General features: G+C 64.0%; 12 protein-coding genes. 7 read left to right on the forward strand and 5 right to left on the reverse strand.

Features of this window, described 5'->3' with window-relative positions:
* Window positions 1-201: 201 nt before the first annotated feature.
* The 3 genes from JYP50_RS14505 to JYP50_RS14515 all read right to left on the reverse strand — a co-directional run bounded on the left by JYP50_RS14505 (window position 202) and on the right by JYP50_RS14515 (window position 5,195).
* Entirely contained in the window at window positions 202-2,529 is a 2,328-nt protein-coding gene (locus JYP50_RS14505) for a TonB-dependent receptor (protein ID WP_206561264.1), read from the reverse strand.
* A gap of 53 nt (window positions 2,530-2,582) precedes the next feature.
* On the reverse strand, window positions 2,583-3,767 hold the full coding sequence (locus JYP50_RS14510) for a PLP-dependent aminotransferase family protein (protein ID WP_206561265.1): 1,185 nt from the start codon (window positions 3,765-3,767) through the stop codon (window positions 2,583-2,585).
* A 63-nt stretch (window positions 3,768-3,830) separates the two neighbouring features.
* Window positions 3,831-5,195: an APC family permease gene (locus JYP50_RS14515; RefSeq protein WP_206561266.1), complete on the reverse strand. Its 1,365-nt coding sequence runs from the start codon at window positions 5,193-5,195 to the stop codon at window positions 3,831-3,833.
* A gap of 211 nt (window positions 5,196-5,406) precedes the next feature.
* On the opposite strand from JYP50_RS14515, the gene JYP50_RS14520 reads away from it, so the two are divergent.
* The 7 genes from JYP50_RS14520 to JYP50_RS14550 all read left to right on the forward strand — a co-directional run bounded on the left by JYP50_RS14520 (window position 5,407) and on the right by JYP50_RS14550 (window position 12,676).
* Window positions 5,407-6,417 carry an AraC family transcriptional regulator gene (locus tag JYP50_RS14520; RefSeq protein ID WP_206561267.1) on the forward strand — a complete coding sequence of 337 codons (1,011 nt, stop codon included), beginning with the start codon at window positions 5,407-5,409 and terminating at the stop codon, window positions 6,415-6,417.
* Window positions 6,418-6,533: 116 nt separating this feature from the next.
* Window positions 6,534-7,175, forward strand: coding sequence for a DUF2959 domain-containing protein (locus JYP50_RS14525; RefSeq protein WP_206561268.1), 642 nt, complete (start codon window positions 6,534-6,536; stop codon window positions 7,173-7,175).
* 131 nt (window positions 7,176-7,306) lie between these two features.
* The gene (locus JYP50_RS14530) at window positions 7,307-7,627 is read left to right on the forward strand and encodes a hypothetical protein (RefSeq protein WP_206561269.1); all 321 of its coding nucleotides are present in this window, start codon (window positions 7,307-7,309) and stop codon (window positions 7,625-7,627) included.
* A 162-nt stretch (window positions 7,628-7,789) separates the two neighbouring features.
* Window positions 7,790-9,508 (forward strand): DUF885 domain-containing protein, encoded by a 1,719-nt coding sequence (locus JYP50_RS14535; RefSeq protein WP_206561270.1) that lies wholly within the window; start codon window positions 7,790-7,792, stop codon window positions 9,506-9,508.
* Between the two features lie 87 nt (window positions 9,509-9,595).
* A complete protein-coding gene (locus JYP50_RS14540; protein WP_206561271.1) occupies window positions 9,596-10,831 on the forward strand; it encodes a lytic murein transglycosylase in 1,236 nt (411 codons plus the stop codon).
* A complete protein-coding gene (locus JYP50_RS14545) occupies window positions 10,818-11,609 on the forward strand; it encodes a glucosaminidase domain-containing protein (RefSeq protein ID WP_206561272.1) in 792 nt (263 codons plus the stop codon). Before JYP50_RS14540 ends, JYP50_RS14545 begins: the two co-directional genes overlap by 14 nt.
* Window positions 11,606-12,676 carry a polysaccharide deacetylase family protein gene (locus JYP50_RS14550; protein ID WP_206561273.1) on the forward strand — a complete coding sequence of 357 codons (1,071 nt, stop codon included), beginning with the start codon at window positions 11,606-11,608 and terminating at the stop codon, window positions 12,674-12,676. Before JYP50_RS14545 ends, JYP50_RS14550 begins: the two co-directional genes overlap by 4 nt.
* Before the next feature lie 43 nt (window positions 12,677-12,719).
* Here the strand turns inward: JYP50_RS14550 and JYP50_RS14555 are convergent, their stop codons facing one another.
* Both JYP50_RS14555 and JYP50_RS14560 read right to left on the reverse strand, forming a co-directional pair.
* Window positions 12,720-14,036 (reverse strand): hypothetical protein, encoded by a 1,317-nt coding sequence (locus JYP50_RS14555; RefSeq protein ID WP_206561274.1) that lies wholly within the window; start codon window positions 14,034-14,036, stop codon window positions 12,720-12,722.
* 54 nt (window positions 14,037-14,090) lie between these two features.
* Window positions 14,091-14,567: a hypothetical protein gene (locus JYP50_RS14560; protein ID WP_206561275.1), complete on the reverse strand. Its 477-nt coding sequence runs from the start codon at window positions 14,565-14,567 to the stop codon at window positions 14,091-14,093.
* Between the last annotated feature and the right edge of the window lie 30 nt (window positions 14,568-14,597).

Consider the following 14,597-nt stretch of genomic DNA (forward strand, 5'->3'; position numbering starts at 1 on the left):
CCCCGTGCCGCATATCGACGGCGCCGCAACCGTGGAAAGTCCTCGCGCGACACCCGGGCCAGCGCCGATTCGCAGTTCGAATCGGCGCTGGCGCATTTCCACGCGGCGGCTCGATGCCAAGGCCGCGAGCCGCGGGGTTGGCATGCACCGCTCATCAAGCCGGCCCACAAGCGCCCCGCCGCCGCACCGCTAGTCGGAGCGCTAGAAGTAGTACGTAACTTCCGCGCCAAGCACACGCCCCGTGGCCGCCGGCGAATAGGTGCCATTGAAGGGCGCAAGGAAGGCGTTGATACCGCCATGATAGGTTTCATCAAGCAGGTTCTTGCCGTAGATACCCACGCTCCACTGCCCGTCATGGGAATTGAAATCAATGCCCGCGTCGACCTGCTCCTGGGAGGGTACTTCAAACGAGTTGTTTTCGTACTCGAACACTTCGCTGCGGTATGCCCAGGACAGACGACTGTCCATGGTGCCCCAGTCTCCCAGGTCCAGCGAGTGGTTCAATCCGATCTTTCCGGTCCACTCCGGCGACATCACCGGTGTCAGTCCGCGGTCGAAATCATCCACGATATCCGCCTCCGGGTCCTGCCCCTGGGCATTTTCCAGATTGATGTTCACCTCGTCGTACTCGGTATCCAGATAGCCGAGGGAGGCCAGCAGCACAAGGCTGTTGGTCAGCGACCAGCTCAGATCCAGTTCCACGCCCCAGGATTGGGTGTTGCCCACGGAGCGGGCCAGGGGGTAGTTCCCCAATGGCGGCACGGTGGTTTCCACGATGCGGGCCAGGTTTTTGGTGTAGTTGTAGAAGAAAGCGCCGTTTAGCTTGCCTCTGCCGCCCAGGCCGCTTTTAAAGCCAAGCTCAAAACCATCTGTGCGCTCAACATCGGTGGGCCCCGGGGTCAGTTTTCCTAGCTCGGCGGGGCTGTAGGTGTTGCGCAGCGAATACAGGCCTGAACGATAGGACTGGGCCACTTGCGCGTATAACAAGGTGTTTTCGAGGTACTGATAGCTCAAGCCCAGCTTGGGCGAGTAATTGGTGTTTGAATAGCTGTCGCTATAGTCGATGGCGCATTCGTTGCGGCGCACATCGCAAGTGCCATTGGCGACCTGAATAATGGCCACATCCGCCTCCTTGCTGTCGTGGCTGATGTTAAGGCCCAGGGTCAGCGCCCATTTGTCGTCGAGGTACCACTCGACTTCACTGTAGCCGGAGATCGATTCCACCTCGTGAATGCCGCCGCCGGAGGCGGGCACGCCGAGTATGTCGCGGCGCTCCGTGTAGCGGGTTTCGTTGGTGAAGTAGTAGAGTCCAGCGGTCAGGTTGACATCGCCGAAGCTGCCAACGTAGCGAATTTCATTGCTGAGCTGTTCATACTGGTTGTAGGAGTAGGCGTTGACACTCACCAGTTCCCCGGGAACCCCGGGGGCGACCAGCTGCCCCGCCAGCTCGTCCGTCACGGCCTGTGAGTCGTAATCGATCAGCGTGTCCTGATCCATGTCGCGCCAGCCGAAAATATTGGTGACGGTTCCATCACCGAAACCCACATCCCATTTGGCGGTGATATTCAGGTTGTTGACGATGCGCTGGTCGAAACCGTGTTCATTCTGGCAGATTTTCTTGTCGTCATAGCTCGGAGTAAAGCCGCAGACCAGGGGAATGAACGATGGCGGCGCTCCAGTGGTGACGCCCCCCACTGGGCTGTCGCCGGGATCGAAGGTGTGGCCCACCGAGCCGTCGCCGTCTGAATCCTGGTACTCGTAGGTGACCGTGGCGTCAAAGCTGTCAGTTGGCGTCCACATAAGCGAGCCCCGCACCATCTTTGTGCGACTCTCGCCAATGTTCTCGCCGTTGTAGGCGTTCTCAAAATAGCCTTCATCGTCGTTGTAATAGGCGACAAAGCGGCTGGCCAGTGTGTCGGAGACAGGCAAATTGACCATGCCCATGGTGTGGCGATTGAGGCCACCGCTTCCGTTCGGGTTGCCCTCCAGCGAGGTGCGGACGGACGCCTCGAAATCGGGGGTCGGCTTGCGGGTGGTCAGCAGAACCGCGCCTGCCGTGGTGTTTTTCCCGAACAGGTGACCCTGCGGGCCGCGAAGCACCTGCACGCTCTCGAGGTCAAAAGCCTGGCTGACCAGCCCGTTGTTCTGGCCCAGGTAAACCCCATCGTAAAAGACACCCACGGCCGGATCTACGCCGGGCACCGATGACAGCGCCCCGATACCGCGGATAACGTAATTGGCGGTGCCCTTTACGGTGCCGTTTTCCTTCAACTCGACATTCGGCATACCGCGATAGACATCGGTCAGGGTGCGAATTTTCAGCGCCGCCATCTGGTCCGACGATACCGCACTGACGGCAACCGGCACATCCTGCATGTTCTCTTCGCGCTTTCGAGCGGTAATAACGACTTCTTCAATCAGGGCGGAGACCCCTGAACCGCGGTTCTGGCCCAGCGCGGGGGCGCTGACAGCCAGGGCCATGACACTGACCTGGGCGGCAATGGCTGTGATTAAAGGTTTTCTCATCATCTACTTATGACTCCTCGGAATTTCGGGTGTTGTTTTGGTGTCGGCAGGCGGTATTACTTCAGCAATTCGGCCAACCGATGGATGCCGTCCTTGATTTCATGCGGTTCCTTTTGCGAAAAGCTCAGGCGAATGGTGTTGTGGTCGCCGCCATTGGCGAACGCGGACTCACCCGGCACGTAGGCAATTCGGGCGGTCTGGATGGCGCGCATCAGCAATTCCGAGGTATTGACGCCGTCAACGGTCAGCCAGCAGAAAAAGCCGCCATCCGGACGGGTGAAACGCACATTGCCCGGCATGCTGTCGGCGAGCGCGTCGACGCAGGCGTCACGGCGCTCCCGATACACCCGGTTATTGTTCTTGATCAGCTGATCGAGATCGTTGTCCTGCAGATACTGCAACAGCATGTACTGGGTGGTGGTGCAGGACTGAAAGTCAGCCGCTTCCTTGGCGCGACGGAATAGCTTTATGATATCCGCCTGCGCGCAGACCCAGCCGATGCGCACACCGGGGGACAGGATTTTGGAAAAGCTTCCCAGGTGAATCACCAGCCCATTGTCGTCCAGGCTTCGAATGGCCGGCATTTTCTCGTTGTCGAAGCCCAGCTCGCAGTAGGGACTGTCTTCAACGATCAGCACGCCATACTGCCGCGCCAGGGCGACCAGCTTCCGGCGACGCTCCAGGCTCATGGTGATGCCGGACGGGTTCTGGTAATCGGGAACGGTGTAGATGAACTTGGTGTCCGGGTTGGCGCGCAGGGCGGCTTCCAGCTCATCCATCTTCATCCCCTCGGCGTCCATGCCCACGGTTATGTAGCGTGGGTGGAAAGGCGCAAAGGTGTTGATGGCGCCGGGATAGGTGGGCGCCTCCACGATAATGCTGTCGCCGTCATTGAGAAACAGGCGGGCGATCAGGTCGAGCCCCTGCTGCGAGCCGCTCAGGATACAGATGTCATCGGCGCTGGCCTGTATGTTCAGGCCGGCCAGGCGCTGCGTGGCGATATAGTGCCGCAAGGGTTGCAGGCCATAGGAGCCATCGTAATTCAGCATGGTCGCGCCGAAGGTTTGGAAAGCCCGCACCGTGGCCCTGGACATGGCCTCGACAGGCAACAGGTCCGGCGCGGGCACCCCCGCGCCGAAGGAGATCAACTCCGGGTCCCGGGCCGCCGCGAACATCTGCTCCACAACGTCCGATCCGCCCAGCTCTATACGCGAGGTTAATTTGGGTCGTATATCAAACATAAGTGCTCCCTCTCAAAGACTCTTTACAAGGCGGAAAACGTGGCGCCACCGCGGACAATCGCTCTAGTGACCCCGCAGCACCGCGCGGGACGCAAGGGAACCCTTGAGCCCGTTGCGGCCGACGTAGTACAGCGTGCCGGCGACCAGATACAGACCCGCGGCCAGCGCGGCCCCGGGGTTATCCAGCGCACCGGCGACCAGAAAGAAACCGGACACGGCAATCAGCCCCGCCGCGGCACAGGTGTTGGCGGTTCGCGGCAGTTTAAATGCGGCCTGGCGATACAGCTCGGGCGCCACCGAGTTGGCCCGCAGCAGTGACAGGCCCAGCCCGATTTGCACCAGTAGTGCGGCAAACGCCACGAATACGGCGTATTGCAGGATTTCGCCGCTGATCACAATCAGCGCGCCAGCCAACAGGCACAGGCTGGCGATGGCCGCGCGCGGCGACTCATCAAGCCGCTGCCCCGCACTGGACACCGGGGATCCCGGCACGGCCCGGCGCCAGTGGGTGCGACCAAAAAATGCGGGCAGCCGGCCCTCGTCGGCCATGACTTTCAGGTCGCGCGAATACCCCAGCAGGATGCCGTTGACCGTAGAGGCGGCGGCGAATACCGTCGCCAGAATGATGAACTTCACCAGTGGCGCGGGCAGGGTCTGTTCGGCCAGAAACTGCACCGGCGCATCCAGTGTCGCCAATTGTTGCCAGGGTATGCCCCCAATCAGCACCGCGTTGATAGCGAAGTACAGGCCCAACACGGTCAGGAAGCTGATCAGCAAGGCCAGGGGAATGTTCCTCTGTGGCTTCTTTACCTCGCCACCGACATCGATGATGACCAAAAAGCCGGTGTAGGCGAAATAGGCCAGCACCGCCGCCGCCATAACACCGGACAACCCCTTGGGCATAAAGGGTTCGAAGTTGCCGCGCTCCAGCATTTCCGCGCCGCCCCACAGGAAGACCCCGACCGCCAGCAAGAAAATCAGCACCAGCAGCTCCTGGGCCGAAACGGCCAGTTTGGTGCTGAACATATTCAACAGACCGATACTGGCGACGAGCCCCAGGGCGATGGCTTGCCTGTCGACATCGACGAGCGTGGCGGCGTAATTGGCGGCTCCGATACTCAACAGCGCCATGCCGATGGCGGCCCCGGCCATCAGCAACCACATACTGAGAAAGCCCAGCAGCGGCGAGGTCAGGCGCGTGATAGCCAGGTAGCTGGCGCCGCTAACCGGAAAGAAGCTGGAGATCTGCGCCGCGACCAGGCAGCTCAACAAGGCTGGCAGGGCGGCGATGGCGAAGGCCAGTATCATGGAGGGGCCTGCCAGGGCGGACAGGCTGGCGGGCAGCACAAACACCGAGGCGCTGGTGACAAACCCGACAAGAATGGTTACGGCGCCCAGTAAACCGATATTGCGGTGACGGTTATCCATGCATATGCCTGAATGTTATAGGTATGAGGTGACTTCGCTTGCCGCGTTTTCATTTTTCGCCGGCTTGGAGTGGAGGCAATATAAGGATTCAGCGGGCAGAGGAATTGGCAGCTTGTGCCCGTAATCGGACATTTTGTGCCATAATGCACGGCTATCGAGGGTGCCAAACGCACCAATTCGCGCGACGCGTAACGGGGTGGCAAGGCGAGGAATGTTCAGTACCCAGACCAAGTTGATGCTGTATTTCCGCCGCATTCACGAGGCCATGGTGCTATTGGGCATTGACCCCGGCGATCTGTATCGGCAACTGAACATCAGGATCGGCAGCCTGGAGGACGACAACAGCGGCATCGCGGTAGCCCGCTATCTGGAACTGCTCAACCTGGCCTCGGACAAGTTCCAACGGCCTTACCTGGGGCTGGAAATTGCGTTGGTGCGGGAGGTCGCCGACTTCGGCGTGCTGGGCTACATAATGCGCAATGCCTCATCGGTCAGGCAGTGCTTCCAGATGGTCGAGAAGTACATGGACATTGTCTCGCCCGGCGCCCGCTCGTCGATATCCCAGGTCGGTGAACATTACATGCTGACCTACCAGGTTGAAGGCTACTCGCCACAGGCCTGCCGGCACGAGGTGGAAATGTCGCTCTGCCAGGTGGTCCGCCTGGTTCAGGAATTGACCCAGCAGGAGTGGTACCCCGAGGAGGTGTATTTCCAGCACGCCGGCCTGGCCGACATAACGCCACTGAGCGAGGCCTTTCGGGCCCGGATCCGGTTTGACCACTTCTGCAATGGCGTACTGGTGCCCGAGGACATTCTCAACGCGCCGGTCAGCAACGCCGACCCGCAGTTGCTGAGTATCCTCGAGCAGCAGGTGGCGAAGAGCCTGCAGGGTTTTCAGCAAAGCACGGGCTTCCTGAGCAACGTTACCTTCCTCATTTCCTCGTACATCGGCACCGAATCCTGCTGCTCCGAGAGCATTGCCCGCCAGCTCGGCATCAGCCGTCGTAGCCTGCACCGGCGCCTGGCGGAGCACGGCAGCAGCCTGACCCGGCTGCGCGAGACAGTGATGGTCCAGGTGGCCAAGGAGAGCCTGAGCGCCACCAACGTGAGCATCACGGAGTTGGCGCAACGCCTGGGCTATTCCGATTCCAGTGCGTTCAATCGCGCCTTCAAGCGCCTGGCGGGGGCCTCCCCGACCCGATACCGGGCACGTCACAGGTAGGCCGGGACCGCGGGTTCGCGGCACGGCGGTCACACACCGAAGGACTCGCATTAAAAGTGAAACTGCGGATACACTGTCCCGGCGCTTCAGCATGACTACCAAAAGGGGGAGACACCATGCGCAGCATATTCACCGCTCTCGCATTCGCCGTTCTACTCGCCGGGTGCGAGTCCGCCTACTATTCCGCGGCCGAGCAGGTGGGCATCCACAAGCGGGATATCCTGGTGGACCGTGTGGAGGCCTCGCGCGATGCCCAGGCCGACGCCGAGGAGCAGTTCGAATCGGCGCTGGCCCATTTCCAGGCGGTAGTCGGCTTCGACGGCGGCGACCTGCAGGATGTGTACGAAGATCTCAACGATGAATACGAGGACTCCGCCGACGCCGCTCAGGAAGTCCGCGATCGTATCGACGCCGTGGACACCGTGGCCGAGGCGCTGTTCGAGGAGTGGGAAGCCGAGATCGCCGAGTACAGCAACGCCAACTTCAAAGCGCAGAGCCAGCGCCAGTTGCGCGAGACCCGGCAGCGCTACGGCGACATGTACGCGGCCATGCGCAAGGCCGAGGCGCGCATGGACCCGGTGCTGGTGGCGCTCAGGGATAACGTGTTGTTTCTCAAACACAATTTGAACGCCCAGGCAGTGGCCTCCCTGAAAACGGAATTTGCCGGCATCGCGCGGGATATCGACCTGTTGATTGCCGAAATGCGCAAGTCGATCGCGGCCTCCAACGCCTTTATCGACAGCATGCAGCGTCCCTAGCAGCCAGCACGGCGACGACGTGCCGGCGCGGAACCGTGGGCTGGATTGGGCTATATTCAGTAATAGCGCCGCCTGCGAGCGCGGCCGTCCCGGCGCATGCCACGCCCCTGTCCAGCACTGGAGGATGCGATATGAAACCCTTCAATAGCGGTGAAACACACCTCGCGGGACAGCTGGAGCAGGCGCGTCGCAACTCCGCCGACGTCGCGGAATTGGTCGGTTTGTGCAAGGGCATACTGGCGGACGGCACCATCAACCTGGCCGAGGCGGAGTTTATCCTGGATTGGCTCGACGACCGCGCCGACCGGCTGGACATTTGGCCGGCCCGCGAGCTGCACCAGCTCATTGTTCGCGTGCTGGAGGACAGCGTCTTGAACGCGGAAGAGGAGGCGGAACTGATCGCCCTCCTGGAAGACATGACCGGAGAACGGGTGACGCTGCTGATTTACTGAAACAGGGCCCGAACCATCCGGCCCACGTGCTCCGGATCCGGCGCCCGTGGATGCGCGACCCACTGTCTCGCCCGGGCGCCCAGGCGCCCCGCTTCAATACGGCCCCACGGCTACCCGCCCCCCAATTCCCATTAAGGAGATAGACAGCTTATGAAGGCATGGATGACATCCGCCCTACTGACACTGGCGTCGACAGGCGCCCTGGCCGACACTAGCGCCGATTTCAACCGGCTGCTCGCCGACCACTGGGCGCGGGCGCAGCAGGAAAAAGTGTTTTTCCGCACCGACCCCGACGCCTTCCGCCCCGATGGCAAGCTGCCCGGGATGGACGGCGAGGCCCGGGACCGGCGGGCGGCCTTTAACCTCGATATGCTCGCGCGCCTGGACACCATCGATGGCGACGCGCTGCGGGGACAGCAGCGCATCAGCTACCAGCTGTTTCGCTACGAGCGGGAAACCGAACGCGAGAGCTACGCCCAGTGGGATCATCTGTTTCCCATTACTTCGCTGTTCGGCTACCACATGTACTTCGCCGACGCGCTGGCCAATATGGCTTTCGCCTCGGTGGCGGACTACGACAGGCTGATCGCCAGTTTCAACGACTACCCGCGCTACAACGCCGAGCAGATGGACAATCTGCGCGAGGGCGTTCGCAGGGGCTTCACCCAGTATTGCGGGGCGATGGCGAACTACGGGGAAACGATCGCCCGCTACATCGTCGACGACCCCGCCGCCAGCGCGTTTTACGAACCCTTTACCCGTTTCCCCGCGGCAATCGATGCCAGCCAACGGCAACGCCTGGCCCGGGAGGCGCGCCAGGCGATCGCGGAACAAGTCATACCCGCCTACCGGGCGTTCCACGCCTTTTTCGCCGAACAGTACCTGCCGGCCTGCCGCACCGCGCCGGCCATCACCAGCGTGGAGGGTGGCGATACCTACTACCGCTACCTGATTCGCTACTTCACCACCACCGACCTCTCGCCCGAGGCGATTCACCAGTTGGGCCTGGATGAAACCCGCCGCATTCGCGCGGAGATGGAGGCAACCATCCGGCGCACCGGCTTTGACGGTTCCTTCCAGGATTTCCTCGCCCATTTGCGCGAAGACCCGCGGTTCTACGCCGAGAGCCCCGAGGATTTGCTGGAAAAGGTATCGTTGATCGCCAAGCGCATGGACGGCCAGATGCCGACCTACTTCGGCCGGCTGCCACGCCTGCCCTACACCGTGCGCAAGGTCAACGGACGCGGCGCCTTCTATGTCGGCGGCACGGCGGATGGCCGCAATCCGGGCGTGTACTTCATTGACGCGGACAACTTTCACAGCAAACCGCTGTACAACCTGGAAGCCCTCACCCTGCACGAGGCGGTGCCGGGCCACCACCACCAGTCGGCGCTGGCGCTGGAACTGGATCTGCCCCCCTTCCGGCGCACCCTCTACCACGCGGCCTTCGGCGAAGGCTGGGGGCTGTACGCGGAAAGCCTGGGCAAGGAGGCCGGTTTCTACCGCGACCCCTACAGCGATTTCGGCCGACTCACCTACGAGATGTGGCGAGCCAACCGGCTGGTGGTGGACACCGGCCTGCACGCCTACGGCTGGAGCCGCCAGCGCGCCATCGACTACCTGCTGTCCAATACCGCGCTGACCGCGGATGAGGTCACCGCGGAGGTCGACCGCTACATCACCTGGCCCGCGCAGGCCCTGGCCTACAAGGTGGGCGAATTGCGCATACAGGCCCTGCGCCGGCAGGCCGAGCAGGCACTGGGCGAGGACTTCGACCTGCGCGCCTTCCACGACGTGGTGGTCGGCAACGGCTCGCTGGCCATCGCCATTCTCGAGGAGGTGGTCGCGGATTGGGTCGCCTCGCAGCGGCGCGGATCGTGACCCCGCCAACCCCGCGGCACGGTCTCAATCCCGCCACGTCGACATGGTAGACTGCGGCGGCATACGCCATTCACCACAACAGGGTCCATGACACCGGTGCACAGCATTACTCGGTCAATACACCTCCGCGGGCGGCCGCGGGGCCGCTTCGCCCTCGGCCTGTCCCTGCTCCTCGCCCTGCCCGCTCTGGCGGCGGAGGAGTTCCCGGCCTGCCGCGAGCGCCTGGCGGCACACGCGCTCGCCCAGGGCATCCCCCCCGGCCTGGTCGAGGCCACCGTGCCAGCGCTGGAACAGCAACAGCGGGTGCTGGAGCTGGACCAGCAGCAGCCTGAGTTCATACAGACCTTCGCCGCCTATGTCGACCGCCGCGTCAGCCCGGAGCGGGTGAGCCGCGGCCGCCAGATGCTGGCCAAGCACGGCGACTTCCTGGCCGACTTGCAACGGCGCCACGGCGTCCCGGCGCGCTACCTGGTCGCCTTCTGGGGCCTGGAAACCAACTACGGCGGCTACCTCGGCAACATGCCCACCCTCGATTCCCTGGCCACCCTCGCCTGTGACCCGCGCCGGGCGACCTTTTTCACCAGGGAATTCGTCAACGCCCTGCGCCTGATGGACCGCGAATCCCTGGAGGCGGAACACATGGTGGGCTCCTGGGCCGGGGCCGTGGGGCACACCCAGTTCATGCCCTCGTCCTACCTGCGCTACGCCGTCGATGGCGATGGCGACGGGAAGATCGACCTGTGGCGCAGCGAACGGGACGCACTCGCCTCGGGGGCCAACTTCCTCAAGGCGCTGGGCTGGCAGCCGGGCCTGCGCTGGGGCAGGCTGGTGCGCCTGCCGCCGGATTTCGACTACCGCTGGGCCGGGCGGGACCAATCCGCCCCGCTCGCCAGCTGGTCTTCCCGGGGTGTTTTGCGCGCCAACGGCGGCCCCCTGCCCGGAACCGACGTGACAGCCGCGCTGCTGGTTCCCGCGGGCCACGCGGGGCCGGCGTTTCTGGTGTATGACAATTTCGACGTGATCATGCGCTGGAACCAGTCACAGAGCTACGCCCTGTCGGTGGGCCTGCTGGCGGATCGACTGGCCGGCGCGCCGCCCGCCGATTACGGCGATCCCGAGACGCCACCACTGCCGATCGCCGAACTGAAGCACGCCCAACAGGCCCTGCTGGACCGGGGCCTGGACCCCGGACCGCTCGACGGCGTGCTGGGCAGCCGCACCCGGGCGGCGCTACGCGCTTTCCAGCTGGAGGTGCGGCTGCCGGCCGATGGCTACCCGGATGCCGCCACACTGAACGCGCTGCGGGCCGATGCGGCTGAGTGAGCCCACCGGCCACTGGAGTCCCGCGCGGCGCTATACACTCGCCGCCCTGGCCTTGCTCGCGCTGCTATTGCTGATGTGGCTGGCACTGCGGCCGCCGGCGTATCCGCCGATGCCCGACATGCGCGCCATCGGTGATGTCGACGCGCGCAAACAGGCCTTCTACGGCCACCTGCTACCCCTGGTCCGCGACGCCAACGCCACAATCCTGCGCGATCGTGAGCGCCTGCGGTCCATCGCCAGCCGCCAGGACGCCGGCGAGGCGCCGTCCTGGCAAGACCGGCGCTGGCTGGAGGCCCTCTGCGGCAGCTACGGGGTCGCCTTCGACCCGGAACAACTGCCGGCGGTACTCGATACCCTGCTGCGCCGGGTGGACATCGTGCCGCCGGCGCTGGCCCTGGCGCAGGCCGCCAAGGAATCGGGGTGGGGCCGCTCGCGCTTTGCGGTGCAGGCCAATAACCTGTTCGGCCAGTGGTGCTACCAACCCGGCTGCGGTATCGTGCCGGCCCGGCGCGCCGCCGGCGCAAGGCACGAGATCCAGGCTTTCGACTCGATCGCCGAGAGCATCCGCCAATACATGAACAACCTGAACACCCACGACCGCTACCGGCCGTTTCGCGACCTGCGCGCGGGCTTACGCTCGCGCGACAAGGCCGTAACCGGCCCGGCGCTGGTGGCCGGGCTCAGCCAATACTCCCAGCGACGCGACGCCTATGTCGAGGAGATCCGGGCGCTGATGCGACAGAATGCGGACCTGCTCGAGGCGGTGGCCGACACATGAAACGCGGCCTGGGCATCGCGCTGCTCTGTCTGCAGCTGTTTACAGCCGCGGTGACGGCCGCGGAGGATCATGCGGTCATCCTGCTGTACCACCGGGTATCGGACACCGGCCCCGCCAGTACCCGCATCTCCCCGGAGCAATTCCAGCGCCACCTCGACTGGATCGACGACAACGGTTTTCAGGTGGTACCCCTCGCGCGGCTGCTCGAGGACATCGAGGCCCGTGGCGAGACCGTCGACAACGCCGTGGCGATCACCTTCGACGACGCCTACGCCTCGGTTTACGACACCGCGTATCCGGCGCTGAGGGACCGGGGCATGCCTTTTTCGGTGTTTGTCGCCACGCAATCGCTGGACGCCGGCTTCGGCCAGTTCATGACCTGGTCGCAGGCGCGGGAGATGCAGCGGTCGGGCCTGGCGACATTCGGCTCCCACTCGCTCAGCCACGACCACCTGGAGGCTCGCCGCGAGGGCGAAACCCCGGCGGCCTGGAAAGCGCGCGTGCGCGGCGAAATCCAGCATAGCCACCAGCGTATCGAGGAGGCCCTGGGCACCACCGTGCCAATGATATTCGCCTACCCCTTCGGCGAGTACAGCCGGGACAGTCTCGGCCTGGTGCAATCACTGGGCTTCGCCGGCCTGGCGCAGCAATCCGGCGCCCTGGGACCCCGCACCCCGCGCAACCAGGTGCCGCGCTTTGCCATGTCGCAAAACTTTGGCAGCCTGGAGCGGCTGGAAATGGCCCTGAAATCCAGGCCCCTGCCCGCCAGGGAGGCCGGAGACCAACCCCATGTATTGCGACCGGGAGAGCCTCTACCGAAGGCATTACTCCTGCAAATCCAAACCGGCGGCCCGGCGTTCTCGAAATCCGTGAATTGCTTTGCCGCCAGCGGCGAGGGGCTTGTCGTGGAGCGCGAAGAATCGACCATCGCGGTGAAGCTGCCCGCGCTGGCCGCCGGGCGCAACAAAATCAACTGCACGGCGCCCACCGGCCAAACCGGCGAGTACTACTGGTTTTCACGCCTGTGGGTGGTGGCGGACGAGAGCGGGAACTGGCTGAACAATTGAGCGGGGGCGGCGCCGGCCGCCGCCCCCCGGACTACGTGGCTTGCTAGCTAGCCGGGCGCGGAGCGAGTTGCCGCCACAGCTGGTACAGGCAGGCAATCTGCAACAGGCAGCCGGCTACCACCAGTTGCGTGCCGAAAGGTACCGGGACATGACCCGCGCCGCTATCGAGTGCATACAACATGCGCGCAAACAACACCGACCAGATCAGCCACAGCACCGACAGGCCGCCGTAACTGAACAGGCGAACGCCGGGGCCCTGCCGCAGCTCCACGGACGCCAGCGCGGCCCAGAACGCCACCAGGGCAAAGGGCGACAGCGCGCTCAGCCAAAGCCCCCCACCCGCCACCAGCACCACTGACTTGATGGCGACGCACAGTCCCAGCAGGCCCATGAACTCGGGCCGTTTGTGCCTCGCCTGCAGTATCAACAAGCCCGCCAGGGCTATCCAGGCCACATGGGAAACCGTGTTCACCAGGGCGAAGGCGGAGGCGAGCCATCCGGCGCCAGCACCACCGACAAGGCTGTTCAGTAGCCCGGCCAGGCTATCCACCACGGCCACGGCCAGGACCGCGACCAACAATCGGTAGCGGGTGGCGTCGAGCGCGTTGTAGGCCGGCATGCGCCGCGCAAAGCCCCGCGGAGCCGGGGTGGCGGGCGAGCTTCCGGCAGCCGCCGAGCGCGCCGCGGCCGCGGGCTTTTCCAGGGTCTCGGTCAGCGATTCGAACAGGGAGACCGCCTGGTCCTGGCGCAGGTGACTGGCCAGTGGAACCCGTTTCGCGCCGAGGCGCACGCACAGCTGGTTGCCGCGCTTGGCGAGGCTGCGCTTGCGAATGCGGCGCATATCCGAGCCCAGCGCCGACGCGGCGTTGCTCAGGGCCGCGCCCACAACCAGGCTGACACCCGTGACTCCGGTGCCGACGATAAAAAAGCCGTTGCCCTGGCGCTTGGCCCCGGTCACTTCCCCGCCCAGATGCTTGTTGTAAAGCAACACTTCGGAAATACCGTCGACCGGCATGCGCAGGTCGTCCTTGACGATATCCCCACCCTCGAGGGAAAAGGTCTGATCGCGAAAACGCACCGCGGCGATGACCAGCGTAATCAGGAAAAACAGCAGCATGCCAGACAGTGTGGCGATACCGCCGCTGCCGGCGAGCATGTCCAGGATGAAGCCCAGCACCGCGCCCAGGAACAACTGGCTCGCCAGGTAACCGGGGCCGACGCCCGCGCCGCGCACGCGGAATGTCAAGCTGCCGTCCTCGACGGCTGTACTAAAGCCACGGTGGTCCAGCACCGCGCCGGGGGCGCCCCCGCCATCGCTGGCGGCGCCACAGCGAGGGCAGGCGGACAGCCCGGTTGTCATGGGTTCATTACAGGCCCCGCAGGCGCTCGTCGCCATCTCGAATCTCCGAATGCGTCAATCGTCGGTCACGACAACCTCGCCCGCTTCGTAGACGTCCCGGGCGCTGTCGTAGGTACAAAGCCGATCGGTGCGCTGCAGGCGCTCGCGATTACTCACCCCCACGCGCTGCGACTCCCGATCATAGTAAGTGCGGTGATAGTTCAGTTTCGCCATCACTTGCACCTGGCTACAGTGATAGGACTCGCCGGTATAGCGATCGCGCAACGTCGGCTCCCGATGCAGCAGGCGACCCTCAACCCGGTAGTCGTCGAACTTCTCACCACGATATACCGCCTGGCCTGTACCACTGCGATGAATAGTGGTGACTACGTCGCGAATATCACGCTCCATGGCCGCCATCATATCCGCCGGCAAGGGTCCTTCGGCACGCGGTTGATCCAGCGTATCGGCGGGAATGCGCGAAACTTGAATGCCACAGGCTGACAACACCAGGCACAGGCAGAGTGCGGGGGGAATACGGGAATAGGGCATACGGCTGACAACGTTCTACAACGGGGCTTC

Source organism: Parahaliea mediterranea (assembly GCF_017255185.1).
In the GTDB taxonomy this organism is placed as follows: Bacteria; Pseudomonadota; Gammaproteobacteria; order Pseudomonadales; family Halieaceae; genus JAFKCZ01.